This window comes from Pseudomonas sp. fls2-241-R2A-110, assembly GCF_030209165.1.
GTDB lineage: Bacteria > Pseudomonadota > Gammaproteobacteria > Pseudomonadales > Pseudomonadaceae > Aquipseudomonas.
This window is the reverse complement of sequence record NZ_JARVSN010000006.1, coordinates 24,165-40,727: the sequence shown is the minus strand read 5'-3', so window position 1 is coordinate 40,727 and position 16,563 is coordinate 24,165. Positions and strand designations below refer to the sequence as shown.

16 protein-coding genes are annotated in these 16,563 nt (G+C 59.3%); 2 read left to right on the top strand and 14 right to left on the bottom strand.

Annotated features, from left to right (window positions below):
- Positions 1-41: 41 nt before the first annotated feature.
- The 11 genes from QRN31_RS04340 to QRN31_RS04290 all read right to left on the bottom strand — a co-directional run bounded on the left by QRN31_RS04340 (position 42) and on the right by QRN31_RS04290 (position 9,073).
- Positions 42-1,028 (bottom strand): DNA polymerase III subunit delta', encoded by a 987-nt coding sequence (locus tag QRN31_RS04340; protein WP_285430429.1) that lies wholly within the window; start codon positions 1,026-1,028, stop codon positions 42-44.
- Positions 1,021-1,653: a dTMP kinase gene (gene tmk, locus QRN31_RS04335; RefSeq protein WP_285430428.1), complete on the bottom strand. Its 633-nt coding sequence runs from the start codon at positions 1,651-1,653 to the stop codon at positions 1,021-1,023. Before tmk ends, QRN31_RS04340 begins: the two co-directional genes overlap by 8 nt.
- A gap of 19 nt (positions 1,654-1,672) precedes the next feature.
- On the bottom strand, positions 1,673-2,911 hold the full coding sequence (mltG, locus tag QRN31_RS04330) for an endolytic transglycosylase MltG (protein ID WP_285430427.1): 1,239 nt from the start codon (positions 2,909-2,911) through the stop codon (positions 1,673-1,675).
- Positions 2,912-2,914: 3 nt separating this feature from the next.
- A complete protein-coding gene (gene pabC, locus QRN31_RS04325) occupies positions 2,915-3,730 on the bottom strand; it encodes an aminodeoxychorismate lyase (protein WP_285430426.1) in 816 nt (271 codons plus the stop codon).
- On the bottom strand, positions 3,730-4,974 hold the full coding sequence (gene fabF, locus QRN31_RS04320; protein WP_010461853.1) for a beta-ketoacyl-ACP synthase II: 1,245 nt from the start codon (positions 4,972-4,974) through the stop codon (positions 3,730-3,732). The genes pabC and fabF overlap by 1 nt, the downstream gene beginning before the upstream one ends.
- Before the next feature lie 108 nt (positions 4,975-5,082).
- Entirely contained in the window at positions 5,083-5,319 is a 237-nt protein-coding gene (gene acpP, locus QRN31_RS04315) for an acyl carrier protein (RefSeq protein WP_003442511.1), read from the bottom strand.
- Between the two features lie 191 nt (positions 5,320-5,510).
- Complete coding sequence (gene fabG / locus QRN31_RS04310) at positions 5,511-6,254, bottom strand: 3-oxoacyl-ACP reductase FabG (RefSeq protein ID WP_090186765.1); 744 nt, start codon at positions 6,252-6,254, stop codon at positions 5,511-5,513.
- Between the two features lie 16 nt (positions 6,255-6,270).
- Complete coding sequence (gene fabD, locus QRN31_RS04305; RefSeq protein ID WP_222587989.1) at positions 6,271-7,209, bottom strand: ACP S-malonyltransferase; 939 nt, start codon at positions 7,207-7,209, stop codon at positions 6,271-6,273.
- A gap of 125 nt (positions 7,210-7,334) precedes the next feature.
- On the bottom strand, positions 7,335-8,345 hold the full coding sequence (gene plsX, locus QRN31_RS04300) for a phosphate acyltransferase PlsX (RefSeq protein WP_222587990.1): 1,011 nt from the start codon (positions 8,343-8,345) through the stop codon (positions 7,335-7,337).
- A gap of 4 nt (positions 8,346-8,349) precedes the next feature.
- Positions 8,350-8,532, bottom strand: coding sequence for a 50S ribosomal protein L32 (rpmF, locus tag QRN31_RS04295; protein ID WP_008152339.1), 183 nt, complete (start codon positions 8,530-8,532; stop codon positions 8,350-8,352).
- Between the two features lie 13 nt (positions 8,533-8,545).
- Complete coding sequence (locus tag QRN31_RS04290; protein ID WP_004371317.1) at positions 8,546-9,073, bottom strand: YceD family protein; 528 nt, start codon at positions 9,071-9,073, stop codon at positions 8,546-8,548.
- 106 nt (positions 9,074-9,179) lie between these two features.
- Here QRN31_RS04290 and QRN31_RS04285 point away from each other — a divergent pair, with 106 nt between their 5' ends.
- Positions 9,180-9,758, top strand: coding sequence for a Maf family protein (locus QRN31_RS04285; RefSeq protein ID WP_285430419.1), 579 nt, complete (start codon positions 9,180-9,182; stop codon positions 9,756-9,758).
- Positions 9,759-9,829: 71 nt separating this feature from the next.
- Here QRN31_RS04285 and QRN31_RS04280 read toward each other — a convergent pair whose 3' ends face one another.
- Genes QRN31_RS04280 through rluC form a run of 3 tightly spaced genes read right to left on the bottom strand, consistent with a single transcriptional unit; the run spans position 9,830 to position 12,455 of the window.
- A complete protein-coding gene (locus QRN31_RS04280; protein ID WP_285430418.1) occupies positions 9,830-10,819 on the bottom strand; it encodes a S49 family peptidase in 990 nt (329 codons plus the stop codon).
- A gap of 24 nt (positions 10,820-10,843) precedes the next feature.
- On the bottom strand, positions 10,844-11,506 hold the full coding sequence (locus QRN31_RS04275; protein WP_285430416.1) for an HAD-IA family hydrolase: 663 nt from the start codon (positions 11,504-11,506) through the stop codon (positions 10,844-10,846).
- A complete protein-coding gene (rluC, locus tag QRN31_RS04270; RefSeq protein ID WP_285430414.1) occupies positions 11,493-12,455 on the bottom strand; it encodes a 23S rRNA pseudouridine(955/2504/2580) synthase RluC in 963 nt (320 codons plus the stop codon). Before rluC ends, QRN31_RS04275 begins: the two co-directional genes overlap by 14 nt.
- A 700-nt stretch (positions 12,456-13,155) precedes the next feature.
- On the opposite strand from rluC, the gene rne reads away from it, so the two are divergent.
- Positions 13,156-16,377 carry a ribonuclease E gene (rne, locus tag QRN31_RS04265; protein WP_285430412.1) on the top strand — a complete coding sequence of 1,074 codons (3,222 nt, stop codon included), beginning with the start codon at positions 13,156-13,158 and terminating at the stop codon, positions 16,375-16,377.
- Positions 16,378-16,563 lie beyond the last annotated feature (186 nt).

The window sequence follows — 16,563 nt, the reverse complement described above, 5'->3', positions numbered from 1 at the left end:
CGCACCTCCGTTACTGATGACCTGAGTCTATGCCCAGACGATCACTTCTGGGTAGGCAAGGATGCCCATTGCACCAGCAGCGCCTCCAGCAGCAACGCCGGATTGAGGTTGGCTTTGCTCATGACTTTCTGACGCTGGGCAAGGATCCAGTCCTGAATACTCAAGACTTTCTCCTGAGCCGACTTCTGCGCCAGGTATTGAATGACCTTGCGCATGTCGGTCAACCCGAGGCCTTCTTCATCCTGGGTCAACTGATAGCGCAGGATCAGGCTCGACCAATCGCAGAACCAGTCGAACAACAGCAACTGCGGAATGGTTTTCCATTCTTCGGCCAACTGCGTCGGCGATTGTTGCTGTTTGAGCAACCTCTTCACCCCTTCGACCACCAACGCTCGCTGTTCGCGCACGCCCTGGGTTTGCAATTTGACCGCGCCAAGCGGCGAACCGGCAGCCAGGGTGAGCAGTTCGACGCGTTCTTCTTCCGAGCTGTCCGGCAAGGCCTTGGCCAGCCAGGCCAGACTCATCGCTTGATTCGGTAGCGGGCAGGCCTGCTGCACACAGCGGCTCTTGATGGTCGGCAACAAACGGCTGGGCTGGTGGCTGACCAGCAGCAAAACGGTGTCGCCGGACGGTTCTTCAAGGCTTTTGAGCAAGGCGTTCGCGGCGTTGATGTTCATCGACTCGACCGGCTCGATCAACACCACCTTGCGCCCGCCCATTTGTGCGGTCTGCACCACAAAGCTCACCAGATCACGCACCTGATCGACCTTGATCGCCTTGTCGGCCTCTTCCGGTTCCAGGATGTAATTGTCGGGATGACTGCCGGCCTTGAGCAGCAGGCACGATTTGCATTCGCCGCACGCATCCTGAGCAGTCGGACGCTGGCACAACAGGCTGGCCATCAACCGTTCGGCCAGCGCCCGCTTGCCGATCCCGGCCGGGCCATGCAGCAGATAGGCATGAGCATGTTGCGTGCGCCCGGCCAACTGTTGCCAGAGGCCGTCCTGCCATGGATAGGCTTCAGCCACGGGTCAGCTCCAGCAGCCGTGGCAACAAGGCGTCCAGAGAGCGTTGGACCTGTGTCAACGACTGAGCGGCATCGATCAAGACATAACGCGAAGGATCCGCTTTGGCACGCGCCAGGAACGCGCTGCGCACGGCATCGAAAAACGCACGCCCTTCAAGCTCGAAGCGATCCAGCCGGCCGCGCGCGCTGGCGCGGGCCAGGCCTACTTCCACCGGCAGATCGAAGATCAGTGTCAGGTCCGGACGCAAATCGCCCTGGACAAAGGTTTCCAGGGTCGCGATGCGCGCAAGCGACAAGCCGCGACCGCCTCCCTGATACGCATAAGTCGAATCGGTAAATCGATCACACAAAACAACCGCACCCCGCGCCAGCGCCGGGCGAATTACTTCGGCCAGATGCTGGGCTCGCGCGGCAAACACCAGCAACAACTCGGTGTCCGGGTTCATGACTTCATCGACTGGGGCCAACAACACCTCGCGGATACGCTCGGCCAAAGGCGTGCCTCCGGGCTCGCGGGTTAGCACGACCTCGATACCGGCAGCGCGCAGGCACTCGGCCAGGTATTCGCGATTGGTGCTCTTGCCGGCGCCTTCCGGGCCTTCCAGGGTAATAAACAAGCCAGTCACAGGCGGTCCTTAATCAAAGTCATTGCGGGTTTTGCGGCGCCGCGGTATCCGGCACGGGCTCAGGTGCCGGAGCGGGTACAGCAGCGGGTTCTTTCTGCGCCTCTTGTGGCGCTGATGGTGGCAAAGCTTCGGGATCGGGATTAGGGGAAGCCGCCGGAATCGGAGCCTGCGCGTCCGGGGTACCGGTATTCGGGGTTTCACCACTCGACGTTTCGGGCGCCGAGGCCGGTGCCGGGCTGGAGCGATAATCGGCACGGCGCTTGAGCTGGAACTCGCGCACCGCATTGTTATGGGCCTCCAGATCATCGGAGAACACATGACTGCCGTCACCGCGCGCAACAAAATACAGACTGTTGCCGGCCACCGGGTTCAATGCCGCATGGATCGCCTCGCGGCCGACCATCGCGATCGGTGTCGGCGGCAGGCCCGAAATCATGTAGGTGTTATAAGGCGTCGCTTCCTTGAGGTGGGCGCGAGTCAGCTTGCCACTGTAGCGCTCACCGAGGCCGTAGATCACCGTAGGATCGGTCTGCAGCAACATGCCCATCGCCATACGCCGCACGAACACACCGGCGATCTGCCCGCGTTCTTGCGGCACACCGGTTTCCTTTTCCACCAACGAGGCCATGATCAGCGCCTGATAGGGTTCGGTGTACGGCACATCCGCGGCGCGCTGTTCCCACTCCTTGGCAAGGACTTCGTCGAGACGATCGTAGGCTTTTTTCAGCAACTCGACGTCGCTCATCCCGCGCACGAAGCGGTAAGTGTCGGGAAAGAATCGTCCCTCCGGAAAAATCCCGGTGTGGCCAAGCTTGTCCATCACTTCGCTATCGCTCAAACCGTTCAGGGTCTGCTCGAGTTTTTCATCCTTGGCCAGGGCCGCACGGACCTGATGGAAGTTCCAGCCTTCAACCAGTGTCAGGCTGTACTGCACGATGTCACCGCGCTTCCACTCATCGATCAAGCCTTCGACGGTCATGCCAGGCTGCATGCGGTACTCGCCTTTATGCAAAGGTTGCCGGGTCAGATTGAACCGCCAATAAACACGCAGCCAGAAAGCATCCTTGATGATGCCATCGGCTTCGAGTCGATAAAAAGTGCGGGTCGGCGTCGTGCCCTTGGGCACATCCAGCAACTGTTCCTGGGAAATATTCAGCGGCTGTTCCAGCGCCGAATGGATTTTCCAGGCGGCAGCGCCCAGACACAGTCCCGCCAGAACCAATCCGGTTTCCAGCAGCAGCAAGAGTTTACGTCTCACGTATCAAGCATCCAGTAGCGCGCGGGCAATGGTTTGGAGTTTACGGGTGAGCGGCCCAACCGGCCAGCTCAGAGCTGCAAAGGCGCGCACCGGCCAAACGCCATACACGCTATTACAGACAAAGACTTCGTCAGCCCATTGCAGCTGATCAAGGCTGATGTCAGTGATTTGGGTGGGGATCCCCAATGATTTGGCTTGAAACAATAATTCGGCACGCATCACGCCGGCCACGCCACAGCGTTTCAAATCGGCCGTTATCAACACGCCTTCGCGCACCAGGAACAGATTGCTGAACACGCCCTCGATCACCCGACCGGCCTGATCGAGCATCAATCCTTCAGCGTGATCCGTATCTTGCCATTCAGCGCGAGCAATCACTTGTTCGAGACGGTTCAGGTGCTTGAGTCCTGCAAGCAATGGCTGCCCGGACAATCGTGTCGCGCAGGGGAACAGGCGAACGCCCTGCTCGCCATGCACGGCAGGATAAGCTGAGGGAGGACTGCCCTGCAGAATGCGTCGGGCCTGAGCCGAGGGATCGGGCGCATACCCACGCAGACTGTCACCGCGCGTAAGGATGAGCTTGAGCACGCCTTCACCCAGCGCTTTGGCGTAGGCCAGCAGCTCACTGCGGATCAGTTCGTGATCGGCAGTGATTGCCAGGCGCGAACAGCCATCGGCCAGACGCGACAGATGCCGGTCCAGCAATAACGGTTGCCCGCTCTTGACCGCAATTGTCTCGAACAGACCATCGCCGTAAGCCAGGCCGCGATCCTTCAGCGACAAAGCGTCAGCCGGCTGACCGTCGACCCAGCTATCCATCAGTCAGCGAACCGGCGGAACACCAGCGAGCCATTGGTACCGCCAAAACCGAAGGAGTTGGACAGCACCACATCAATGTCCATGTTGCGCGCGGTGTGAGGTACGAAATCGAGATCGCAACCTTCGTCCGGTTCGTCGAGGTTGATGGTCGGTGGCGCCACCTGGCTGTTGATCGCCAGCACGCTGAAGATCGCCTCGACCGCGCCCGCCGCACCCAGCAAGTGACCGGTCATGGACTTGGTCGAACTGACGGCCAGTTTGTAGGCGTGATCGCCAAACACCGACTTGATCGCACACGCTTCAGCGAGGTCGCCGGCCGAAGTGGACGTGCCGTGGGCATTGATGTACTGGACCTGATCGCCATTGATCTTCGCGTCGCGCAAGGCATTGGTGATGCAACGCGCGGCACCGGCGCCATCGGCGGGCGGCGAAGTCATGTGGTAGGCATCGCCACTGGTGCCAAAGCCGATCAGCTCGGCATAGATGGTCGCGCCACGCGCCTTGGCGTGTTCCAGTTCTTCGAGAACCAGAGCACCGGCACCGTCGGACAACACGAAGCCGTCACGGCCCTTGTCCCATGGACGGCTGGCGCGGGTTGGCTCGTCGTTGCGGGTCGACAGCGCGCGGGAGGCACCGAAGCCGCCCATGCCCAGACCGCAAGCCGCCATCTCGGCGCCGCCGGCAATCATCACGTCAGCTTCGTCGTACATGATGTTGCGTGCCGCCATACCGATGCAGTGCGTACCGGTGGTACAGGCTGTGGCGATGGCGTAGTTAGGTCCCTGTGCACCCAGGTGAATGGACAGGAAACCGGAAATCATATTGATGATCGAGCCAGGCACGAAAAACGGAGAAATCCGTCGTGGGCCGGAATCATGCAGCGTGCGGCTGGTTTCTTCGATATTGGTCAAACCGCCAATACCGGAACCCATGGCCACGCCGATGCGCTCACGGTTGGCGTCGGTGACTTCCAGACCGGCATTGCGTACAGCCTGAAAACCTGCGGCCAGACCGTACTGAATGAACAGGTCGAGCTTGCGAGCTTCCTTGACCGACAGGTATTCCTCGACATTGAAGCCCTTTACCGAGCCGCCAAAACGGGTGGAATAGGCAGAAAGGTCGGTGTGTTCGATCAGACCAATGCCACTGCGGCCAGCCAGAATGCCCTGCCAACTGCTCGGCACATCCGTGCCCAGTGGCGACAACATACCCATACCGGTGACTACGACGCGTCTACGCGACACAGCACTCTCCTTTTTCAAATGACGACTTTGCATCAGGCCTAAAGAAAAAACCGCACGCCGTGATGGCAGTGCGGTTTTTCCATGACAGCTAGCAACGATTACAAGCTATTAAGCCTGGTGGTTAGTAACGTAATCGATTGCGGCTTGTACTGTAGTGATCTTCTCAGCTTCTTCGTCAGGGATTTCGGTCTCGAATTCCTCTTCAAGAGCCATCACCAGCTCAACGGTGTCAAGGGAGTCAGCACCCAGGTCTTCAACGAAGGAAGCAGTGTTGACCACTTCTTCTTCTTTAACGCCCAGTTGCTCGGCAACGATTTTCTTGACGCGCTCTTCGATGGTGCTCATACCTTGTTTTCACTCCTAATGGACAAATTCAGGCAGCTGGCCAGTGGGTAAGTGTATAGAAAGACTTTTCAGCATTTCAACTGAAAGCTTCACTCCTCAAACCCGGCGGCCCTCTGCCTATAAATAGATTGCAGCTTTATAACGGATTTTAGACAGCTCGTATGACATTTTTTTGAAGCAATCCGTCACATTTAACTCATGTACATCCCGCCGTTCACCGGGATTGTAGCCCCAGTAACGTAAGCCGCACCGTCGGATGCAAGAAAAGCGACCACAGACGCGATCTCTTGAGCTTGTCCCAGACGACCCAGCGGAATCTGCGTCTGCAGGGCTTCACGCTGTGCCTCAGGCAGTTCACGGGTCATATCGGTGTCGATGAACCCTGGGGCCACCGAGTTTACCGTAATCGAACGCGAACCGACTTCACGCGCCAGTGCACGGCTGAAACCTTCCAGACCGGCCTTGGCGGCTGCGTAGTTTACTTGGCCTGCGTTGCCCATGGCACCCACAACCGAACCAATACTGATAATTCGTCCCCAACGGGCTTTGGTCATACCGCGCAAAACGCCCTTGGACAGGCGGAACAGACTGTTCAAGTTGGTATCGACGACATCATGCCATTCGTCATCTTTCATGCGCATCATCAGATTATCGCGGGTGATACCGGCATTATTGACCAGGATCGCCGGCGCACCAAACTGCGCAGAAATGCTCGCCAGCACCGCCGCAACGGATTCGTCGCTGGTGACATTGAGTTCCATGCCAGTGCCTTGAATACCATTTTCTTTCAGGGTGGCGGCAATACGCTCGGCGCCAGAAGCGGAAGTCGCGGTGCCCACAACGATGGCGCCCTGACGACCCAGCTCCAGGGCAATGGCCTGACCGATACCGCGGCTCGCACCGGTGACCAGTGCAACTTTACCTTGCAGACTCATGCAAGTTTCTCCTGATTCAGGCCAGCGCTGCACGGGCGGCAGCGAAAGCGTCTGGGGTATTAAGATTGGATGTCGACACGCCTTCGGCGCAACGTTTGTTCAGGCCGGCCAGCACCTTGCCAGGACCGCACTCGACCAGTTGGGTCGCGCCCTTGGCAGCCAGTGCCTGGACCGATTCGACCCAGCGCACAGGTTTGTAGAGCTGCTCGAGCAGATCGCGCTTGAGGGTTTCCAGATCGGCCGGCACGCCGGCGCTGACGTTCTGTACCACAGGGATCTGCGGCGCCTGCCAGTCGATCGCAGCGATCGACTCGGCGAAGCGCTCGGCTGCCGGACGCATCAGCTCGCAGTGCGATGGCACGCTCACTGGCAATGGCATGGCGCGCTTGGCGCCACGGGCCTTGCATCCTTCAATGGCGCGCTCGACCGCCGCCTTGGCGCCAGCGATTACCACCTGGCCCGGGGAATTGAAGTTCACCGCGCTGACCACTTCGCCTTGCGCCGCTTCGGCACAGGCGGCCAGCACATCAGCATCGTCCAGACCGAGGATAGCGGCCATGCCACCCTGCCCGGCCGGAACGGCTTCCTGCATCAGTTGACCACGACGCTCAACCAGTTTGACGGCATCGCCTAGCGTCAGGCTGCCCGCGGCAACCAGTGCGCTGTACTCACCCAGACTGTGACCGGCAACGTAAGCCGGACGCGCGCCGCCTTCAGCCAGCCACAGACGCCACAAGGCAATCGAGGCGGTCAGAATGGCCGGCTGGGTTTTATCGGTTTGATTGAGTTGCTCTTCCGGCCCTTGCTGGGTCAGTGCCCACAGGTCGTAACCCAGAGCATCGGAAGCTTCTTTGAATGTTTCGAGGACGATCGGATGTTGCGCGCCCAACTCGGCCAGCATGCCGAGGGACTGCGAACCCTGTCCTGGAAAGACGAATGCGAGGGAAGCAGACATGTAACGAGCCCCTAATGATCTTGTCGTCGGAGAATTGACGCCCCGCCTTGGGGACGCAAGAAACTGACAGTTGGATGGCCAATTGAACTGAGCGGTCACATTTAAGCATTGTCCGACGAAAACGCCTAAAGCAACAAATCCTCCAGACGGCCGTGAATACGCTCCGGCAGGTTTTCCTGAATCTCGATCACCGCACGCTGTATCGCACTTTGAAACCCCTGAACGCCAGCAGAACCATGGCTCTTCACGACAATCCCCTGCAACCCGAGGAAACTGGCGCCGTTATGCCGCGCAGGCGCCAGATCGGCTTGCAGGCGCTTCATCAGCGGCAGCGCCAGCGCGCCGACCATTTTTGAGGCGAGGTTTTTCTTGAACAAGGCCTCGATACGCCCGGCAATCATGGTCGCCAGGCCTTCGCTGGACTTGAGCAGGATATTGCCGACAAAGCCGTCACACACCACCACGTCAGCCTCGCCCCGGTACAAACCGTCACCTTCGACAAAGCCGATGTAGTTGATACCGCGAGCGCTCTGCAACAAAGTCGCGGCCAGCTTGACCTGTTGATTGCCCTTGATGTCTTCGGTACCGATGTTCAGCAACGCCACGCGCGGACGAACGATACCCAGGGTTTCTGCTGCCACCGAGCCCATCACCGCAAACTGCAACAAGTGCTCGGCGCTGCAATCGACGTTGGCGCCCAAGTCGAGCAACTGGCAATAACCCTTCTGCGTCGGAATTGCCGCCACCATCGCCGGACGATCGATGCCCGGCAATGTCTTGAGCACAAACCGCGACAACGCCATCAGCGCGCCGGTATTGCCGGCACTGACACACGCCTGGACCTTGCCATCGCGCAACAACTCGAGCGCCACACGCATCGACGAATCGGGCTTGCCACGCAGTGCCTGGGCAGGCTTTTCGTCCATGGTGATGACTTCGGATGCCGGAGCAATCGACAGGCGCGCGCGATCCATAGCCGATTGGCCAGAGAGCAGTTCTTCAAGAAGGGACGGTTGACCGACGAGGGTCAGGTGCAGCGAGGGCGTAGCAGACAGACAAGCAAGGCTGGCCTGAACAATGCTGCGGGGACCGAAGTCCCCGCCCATTGCGTCAATCGCGATGACTTGAGCAGACAAGTGATTACTCGTCAGCGCCCTTGTCGATCACTTTACGGCCACGGTATACGCCTTCTGGCGATACGTGGTGACGCAGGTGAATTTCACCGGTGGTTTTTTCTACAGACAGAGTGCTTGCCGTCAGGGCGTCGTGCGAACGACGCATGTCACGGGCAGAGCGGGATTTTTTGTTCTGCTGAACAGCCATAATTGATTAACTCCTAAACGTTTGGGTCACGCTTTAACTGCGCCAATACACTGAACGGGTTGGACCGCGTTACCTCGTCCTCGCTCGGTTCGGGCTCATCGAGACCCGCCGGCTGCTGGCATTCTTCCGGATGATGAGCAGGCACAATGGGCAAGGCGAGCAAAAGCTCCTCCTCGATCAGTGACTGCAGATCCAATGGATCTTCGCCCAGTTCCAGCACGTCATAACCTTTCGGCAACGACTGGGTATTCGCACCCTCCTTCACCACAGCATAACTGCATTCGCTATGGATCGGCAGGGTGACCAGCTCAAGACAACGCTGGCAAACCATTTTGACTTCGGTGTCGATAAAGCTGTGAATTACCACAGATTTACGTTCATCTCGTTCAAAAACGAATTTAGCCTGCACCGTACCGACAGTATCGGAAAGCGGGTCGCAGAGTCTCTCCAAATCGGCTAGCAGCAATTCACCTTGAAGGGTGGTGCCACGATCAGCCAATTTGCGCGGGTCAACGTGAGGTGGAATCGGGTCATTCAACATAGGCGCAGCATTATAGGGATGCCCCCAGCCATGTCAAAGGAAATTCAGCCCTGTCCGTCACTTGCACGCCTCCGCTAGAATTCGCACCTGCCCTTTGGAGATGCACATGCTGCCTTTATTACTCGCTTCAAGCTCAGTGTATCGCCGGGAATTGCTGGCCCGCCTGCAGCTGCCGTTCACTTGCAGCTCACCGGACATCGACGAAAGCCATCGTCCGGACGAGCCTGCCATTGATCTGGTCAAGCGCCTCGCCAAAGAGAAAGCCCTGGCGCTTGCCGCCAGCCACCCCGCTCATCTGATTATCGGTTCCGACCAGGTCGCCGTACTCGGCGACAGGATTATCGGCAAACCCCACACCTTCGATAAAGCCCGCGAACAACTGCTGGCCTCGAGCGGTGCCAGCGTCACCTTTCTCACCGGCCTGGCGCTGCTCAACAGCCAGACCGGCGATTGCCAGGTCGACTGTGTACCCTTCACCGTTCACATGCGCACGCTCGACCCGGTGCGCATAGAACGCTATCTGCGCGCCGAACAGCCCTACGACTGCGCTGGCAGCTTCAAGGCCGAAGGTTTAGGGGTCAGCCTGTTTCAAAGCACCGAAGGCCCTGACGCCACCAGCCTGATAGGCCTGCCGCTGATTCGCCTGATCGACATGCTGCTGGCCGAAGGTGTGCAAATACCCTGAGCACCGCAAAACAGACCGCGCGAATGTAAAAAACCGGCCATGAAGGCCGGTTTTTTTTATGCCGCAGAGGATCAGCGCAGCGATGGACCGTGAAAGCCCATCCACATCGCCAATTGCTCGGCAACGCTGGCACCGAGTTTTTTCGAGAAGCGGTCGAACGGCGACTCCTGAACGGTGAAATCCACTAACTCCTTCTCGCCAATCACATCGCGCGCAACCGAACTGGCATTGCCCAGACCATCGATCAGGCCCAGCGGCAACGCCTGCTCGCCATTCCAGACCAGACCGGAGAACAGCTCTGGATGCTCCTTGTCCTTGATGCGATCCCCACGCCCTTTCTTGACGCTGTTGATGAACTGCTGGTGAGTCGTATCAAGCACGCCCTGCCAAAACTGGGTTTCTTCGGGCTTCTGCGGCTGGAACGGATCGAGGAATGATTTGTGCTCGCCCGACGTATAGGTCCGACGCTCAACGCCAAGCTTCTCCATGGTGCCGACGAAACCATACCCGGCCGCCGTCACACCAATGGAACCCACCAGACTCGCCTTATCGGCGTAGATCTGATCTGCCGCACTGGCGATGTAGTAGGCACCGGACGCGCCCAGGTCCGAAATCACCGCATACACCTTGGTGTCCGGGTGCAGACCGCGCAAACGGACGATTTCGTCGTACACGTAACCCGACTGCACCGGACTGCCGCCCGGGCTGTTGATACGCAGGATAATACCCTTGACCTTTTCGTCCTCGAACGCCGCACGCAAGCTGCCTACAATGTTGTCAGCGCTGGCCGGCTCCTTGTCGGCAATCATGCCGGTCACGTCGATCAATGCGGTGTAATGGGACCCGCGGGTGGCGCTTTTTTCCATGTCCATCAGCGGCGTGAACAGGACCAGCGCGGCAAACAGGTAAACAAAGGTCAGCAGCTTGAAGAAAATCCCCCAGCGACGAGAACGGCGCTGCTCCTGCACACTGGCCAGCAAGGTTTTTTCCAGCAGCTTCCAGCTTTTCTCGTCACCGCTCTCCGCGCTCGCCTTGGCGGGCGCTTTCCATTCGTCGGTCATGACATCTACCCCAGCAAAAAACGATTAAGCCCGCTGACTCAGCCAGGCATGCAATTCTGAAAAATGGTCAATGGCCAGTGCCGGCTCGAACAACTTCAGCGCCTCGATCGATTGCGCGCCATAGCTGACCGCCACCGAATCCATACCGGCGTTACGCGCCATCTGCAGATCAAACGAAGAATCGCCGACCATCAGCGCCTGCTCCGGGCGAACGCTGCAATGCGCCAGAATCTGCTCGAGCATCAGCGGATGGGGCTTGCTGGCGGTTTCGTCAGCGGCGCGGGTGATATCGAAATAATCTTCCCAGCCGTGAGACTTGAGCACCCGATCCAGCCCGCGACGCGCCTTGCCCGTCGCCACGGCCAAATGATAACCCTCGGCGCGAAACGCCTCCATCGACTCCACCACACCCTCGAACAGCGGTGAAGGCACGGCCTCGGAGGCGATGTAATGATCGGCATAGTGCTGACGGAACGCCACGAGTTCGGCATCGCCAATGTCGGGATACAAGGTGCGAATGGCCTCAGGCAAGCCCAGGCCAATAATGCCTTTGACGGCAAAATCATCGCGCAACTGAAATCCGGACCGTTCGGAGGCGACATGCATCGCCTCGACAATCCGACCAATGGAGTCAGCGAGCGTGCCGTCCCAATCGAAAATCAGCAGCTTGTAATCAGAGGGGTACACTCAGGCGCTCCACGGTCTTGGCCCACATTTCATCGACAGGCGCCTGCAACTTCAGCTCGCCACCATCGGGCAGCGGCACGGTCAGCATGTAGGCGTGCAGGAACAGGCGTTTGCCGCCCAGGTCGCGAATTTCCTTGCTGAACGCTTCATCGCCATACTTGGTATCGCCCGCGATGCAGTGCCCGGCGTGCAAGGTGTGAACGCGAATCTGGTGAGTCCGGCCAGTGATCGGCCTGGCTTCGACCATGGTGGCGAAGTCACCGAAGCGACGCAGGACCTTGAACACGGTCACGGACTCCTTGCCCTCCTCCTCGTCGACCTCAACCATACGCTCGCCGGAGCGCAGATTGCTCTTGCCGAGCGACGCCCGGACTTGCTTGATCGATGTCGCCCAGTTACCGCGAACCAGCGCCATATAGCGCTTGTCGACACCGTCGCCGCGCAAGGCTGTGTGCAAGTGGCGCAACATGCTGCGCTTCTTGGCGATCATCAACAGGCCGGAGGTATCACGGTCGAGACGGTGAACCAGCTCGAGCTCCTTGCAATCGGGACGCAACTGACGAAAGGCTTCAATCACGCCATAAGTCAGGCCACTACCGCCGTGAACAGCGATGCCGGGAGGCTTGTTGATCACGATCAGCGCCTTGTCCTCGAAGACAATCGACGCTTCAAGGCGCTGCAGCAGGCCCTGGGCCAGCGGGACAGGCTCGTCGCGCTCAGGCACGCGAACAGGCGGCACGCGCACGATATCGCCCGCCTGCAGCTTGTATTCGGGCTTGATCCGACCTTTGTTCACTCGCACTTCGCCTTTGCGCAAAATGCGGTAAATCAAGGTCTTGGGCACGCCTTTGAGCCGAGCGAGAAGGAAGTTATCAATACGTTGGCCGGCATATTCCGGCGAGACCTCCAGCAGTTGTACGGCTGGGGTCGAAGGGGCAGTAGTCGTCATGTCGCGGATGATAACAATTTTTTATGGAATTGAAGCACTTAATCATTGCTGCTATAGTCGCGAACGCCGCCAAAAGCGGCCTGGACAGCGGACTAACGGTCAAAAACCGGCCCTGACCAACGCAATTCACCAGGACGCAAGGCCGTCCTACGGGGCTTTCGCTACGTAACGGTGGAGTTTGCAGCTGTAACGAGCGCAGGTGACATGAGGCCTGAATCAAGCGGCAAAGCAGAGTTTTCACTCGCCTTGCGAGCCAATATTCACGGCCAGTTCACAAAGTGCAGTCAGCGACGAACGACCCCGAGCGAACGCTTCGGAAACACCGCCTAAATTAGCCATGATGCGTGACCTCCCCCTTCGGAGCTCACGGTAAATGCCAACCCGCTGCGGATTCTGCGCGCGGCAGCACCCGAATTATCAGGGATACGTGTAGGGTGGAGATGCACAACCGCTGGACTGTGTAGCAATAGGCTTTATCAAGACGCTTCATCTCGTCCACAGCCGCTGGTTGATTCCTCCTCCTGACTGAGTGCTTAAGTAGCCACAGCAAGCAGGACGCGTACGTCGCGATAACGGCCCAATTGGCCAGACATCGCTGGACACGGGAATGGCCAACCACTCCCGACGCACCTGACACCGACCATGAGAAGTCGTGTGTGCCGAACGCCGTTTCCGGCAGCCCGGAAACCGACGGTACTACATGAAAAGAATGCTGATTAACGCAACTCAACCCGAAGAGTTGCGTGTTGCACTGGTAGATGGCCAACGCCTCTACGACCTGGACATCGAATCCGGTGCACGCGAGCAGAAAAAGGCCAACATCTATAAAGGCCGGATTACTCGCATCGAACCAAGCCTTGAGGCTGCCTTTGTCGATTTCGGCTCTGAGCGCCATGGCTTCCTGCCCCTCAAAGAAATCTCCCGCGAATACTTCAAGAAAGCCCCTGAAGGCCGCGTCAACATCAAGGACGTCCTGAGCGAAGGCCAGGAAGTCATCGTTCAGGTCGAAAAAGAAGAACGTGGCAACAAGGGCGCAGCCCTGACCACCTTCATCAGCCTGGCCGGTCGTTACCTGGTGCTGATGCCGAACAACCCGCGTGCCGGCGGTATTTCCCGTCGCATCGAAGGTGAAGAGCGCAACGAACTGCGTGAAGCCCTGAACGGCCTGGTTGCCCCGGCTGACATGGGTCTGATCGTGCGCACTGCCGGCCTTGGCCGCAGCAGCGAAGAAATGCAGTGGGACCTCGATTACCTGCTGCAACTGTGGACCGCCATCAAAGAAGCCTCGCTGGATCGCTCCGCGCCGTTCCTGATCTATCAGGAAAGCAACGTGATCATCCGCGCCATCCGCGATTACCTGCGCCAGGACATCGGCGAAGTGCTGATCGACAGCGTTGAAGCCCAGGACGAAGCCCTGACCTTCATCCGTCAGGTGATGCCGCAGTACGCCAGCAAGATCAAGCTGTACGAAGACAGCGTTCCGCTGTTCAACCGTTTCCAGATCGAAAGCCAGATCGAGACCGCTTTCCAGCGCGTCGTCGAACTGCCTTCCGGTGGTTCCATCGTTATCGATCCGACCGAAGCCCTGGTGTCCATCGACATCAACTCGGCGCGCGCCACTAAAGGCAGCGACATCGAAGAAACCGCCCTGCAGACCAACCTTGAAGCCGCCGAAGAAATTGCCCGTCAGTTGCGCTTGCGCGACATCGGCGGCCTGATCGTCATCGACTTCATCGACATGACCCCTGCCAAGAACCAGCGCGCCGTGGAAGAGAAAGTCCGCGAATGCCTGGAAGCCGACCGCGCTCGCGTACAAGTCGGTCGCATCTCGCGCTTCGGCCTGCTGGAAATGTCCCGTCAACGCCTGCGTCCATCGCTTGGCGAAAGCAGCGGCATCGTCTGCCCGCGTTGCAACGGCACCGGCATCATCCGTGACGTTGAATCGCTGTCGCTGGCGATCCTGCGCCTGATCGAAGAAGAAGCCCTGAAAGACCGTACCGCCGAAGTTCGCGCCCAAGTGCCGATCCCGGTCGCTGCGTTCCTGCTCAACGAAAAACGCAACTCGATCACCAAGATCGAACTGCGCACCCGTGCCCGCATCGTCATCCTGCCGAACGACCACCTCGAAACGCCGCACTTCGAAGTTCAGCGTCTGCGCGATGACAGCCCGGAAGCCGCGGTCGGCCAGTCCAGCTACGAAATCGCTGCTGCCGCTGCCGAAGTCGAAGAAGTCCAGCCAGCCGCCGCGACCCGCACCCTGGTTCGCCAGGAAGCTGCGGTCAAGACCGCTCCGGCCCGCGCCAACGCTCCGGTTCCGACCGAAGTCGTTGCTCCTGCGCCAGTGGCTGCACCGGTCGCCGCGCCAGAGCCAAGCCTGTTCAAGGGCCTGGTGAAGTCGCTGGTCAGCCTGTTCGCGACCAAGGAAGAGCCTGTCGCTCCGGTTGTGGTTGAAAAACCAGCGACCACCGAGCGTCCGGCCCGCAACGAAGAGCGTCGCAACGGTCGTCAGCAGAGCCGCAACCGTAACGGTCGCCGCGATGAAGAACGCAAGCCTCGTGAAGAACGTGCACCGCGCGAAGAACGTGCACCACGTGAGCCACGTGAAGCTCGTGAAGAAACGCCGGTTGTTGCTCGCGAAGAACGCGCACCTCGTGAAGAGCGCGCACCACGCGCCCCTCGTGAAGAACGTGCCCCGCGCGCTCCACGCGAAGATCGCAAGCCACGAGGCGACCGCGAAGAGCGTCCGGTTCGTGAACTGCGTGAGCCTCTGGATGCCACTCCAGCTGCCGCTGCCGCTGTCGCGACCGCTGCCGTTACCGCTGAAGAGCGTCCAGCTCGCCAGCCACGTGAAGAACGCGCTCCACGCCCACCGCGTGAAGAACGTCAACCACGTGCCGAGCAAGCGGCTGCCGTTGCCGAAGAAGAACTGGTGACCAACGAAGAGCAACTGCAGGAAGACGGTCAGGAAGGCGCCGAAGGCGATCGCCCACGCCGCCGCTCCCGTGGCCAGCGTCGTCGCAGCAACCGTCGCGAGCGTCAGCGTGATGCCAACGGCAACGTGATCGAAGGTTCGGAAGAGTCCGAAGCCGGTGAAGGTAACGAAGCTGCTGAACGCAACGAAGCGCCAAGCACTTCCGATCTGGCCGCCGGCCTGGCTGTTACCGCAGCCGTTGCCAGCACCGTGATCAGCGCTCCGGCTGAAGCACAAGCCCACGAGCAAGCCGAACGCGCCACTGCCGCTACTCTGGAAACAGCTGCGGTTGAAGCACCTGTGGTTGAAGCAACGACTCCGGTCGAAGCCACCGCCGCGCCGGAAATCGAAGTGGCTCCGGTTCGCGAAGAAGCACAGCCTGTGGTTGAAGCTGCCGCTGTCGCCGAACCAGTGTTTGCCGCCGAGCCAGCTGTCGAAACCTCCAGCGAAACCGTAACCGAAGCTGTTCGTGAAGTTCGCGAAGAACAAACCGCGTTCAACTGGGTTGCCGAGCCGGTAGCTGTCGAAGCTCCAGCACCTGTTGCGCAAGCCCCGGTTGCTGAAGCGATAGTCTCCGAGCCAGTGGTTGCTGCCGCCGAGCCTGCTCCGGTCGTGGAAGCGCCGGTTGTGGCTGAAGTGGTTGCGCCGCAAGTCGAAGCTGCCCCTGTCAGCGCCCTGACCCCGAGCGGTCGTGCGCCCAACGACCCGCGTGAAGTGCGTCGTCGCAAGCGTGAAGAAGAGCGTCTGAAGAAGGAAGCCGAACTGGCTGCCGCTGCTGCTCCGGCTGAAGCGGCTCCGGCTTCCGAACCTGCACCGGTTGCAGCTGAAGTGATCGAATCGGCACCTGCTGCCGAATCGGTCATCGAAGAGGCACCACGCTCCGTACAGGAAGCGGTAGAGCAACACGAACAAGCCCTGGAAAAAGAACACGAGCCTAAACCTCTCGTCTGATTCCATCGGCTACTAAAAAGCCCCGCCTGGTAATCCAGGCGGGGCTTTTTTATATCTGTTCGTAAATCACCAGAATCCAATGTGGGAGCGAGCTTGCTCGCGATGGCGGAGGATCAGCTTGCATAAATGTTGAATGTAAAACAGCAATCGCGAGCGAGCTCGCTCCCACAGGGAACTTGTGCTGAA

Bases quoted from the DNA above. Each gene is read 5' to 3' on its own strand.
- rpmF (WP_008152339.1), bottom strand. From the start codon at position 8,532: ATGGCTGTTCAGCAGAACAAAAAATCCCGCTCTGCCCGTGACATGCGT.
- rne (WP_285430412.1), top strand. From the start codon at position 13,156: ATGAAAAGAATGCTGATTAACGCAACTCAACCCGAAGAGTTGCGTGTT.
- rluC (WP_285430414.1), bottom strand. From the start codon at position 12,455: ATGACGACTACTGCCCCTTCGACCCCAGCCGTACAACTGCTGGAGGTC.
- fabD (WP_222587989.1), bottom strand. From the start codon at position 7,209: ATGTCTGCTTCCCTCGCATTCGTCTTTCCAGGACAGGGTTCGCAGTCC.
- pabC (WP_285430426.1), bottom strand. From the start codon at position 3,730: ATGGATAGCTGGGTCGACGGTCAGCCGGCTGACGCTTTGTCGCTGAAG.
- QRN31_RS04285 (WP_285430419.1), top strand. From the start codon at position 9,180: ATGCTGCCTTTATTACTCGCTTCAAGCTCAGTGTATCGCCGGGAATTG.
- acpP (WP_003442511.1), bottom strand. From the start codon at position 5,319: ATGAGCACCATCGAAGAGCGCGTCAAGAAAATCGTTGCCGAGCAACTG.
- QRN31_RS04280 (WP_285430418.1), bottom strand. From the start codon at position 10,819: ATGACCGACGAATGGAAAGCGCCCGCCAAGGCGAGCGCGGAGAGCGGT.
- QRN31_RS04290 (WP_004371317.1), bottom strand. From the start codon at position 9,073: ATGTTGAATGACCCGATTCCACCTCACGTTGACCCGCGCAAATTGGCT.
- fabG (WP_090186765.1), bottom strand. From the start codon at position 6,254: ATGAGTCTGCAAGGTAAAGTTGCACTGGTCACCGGTGCGAGCCGCGGT.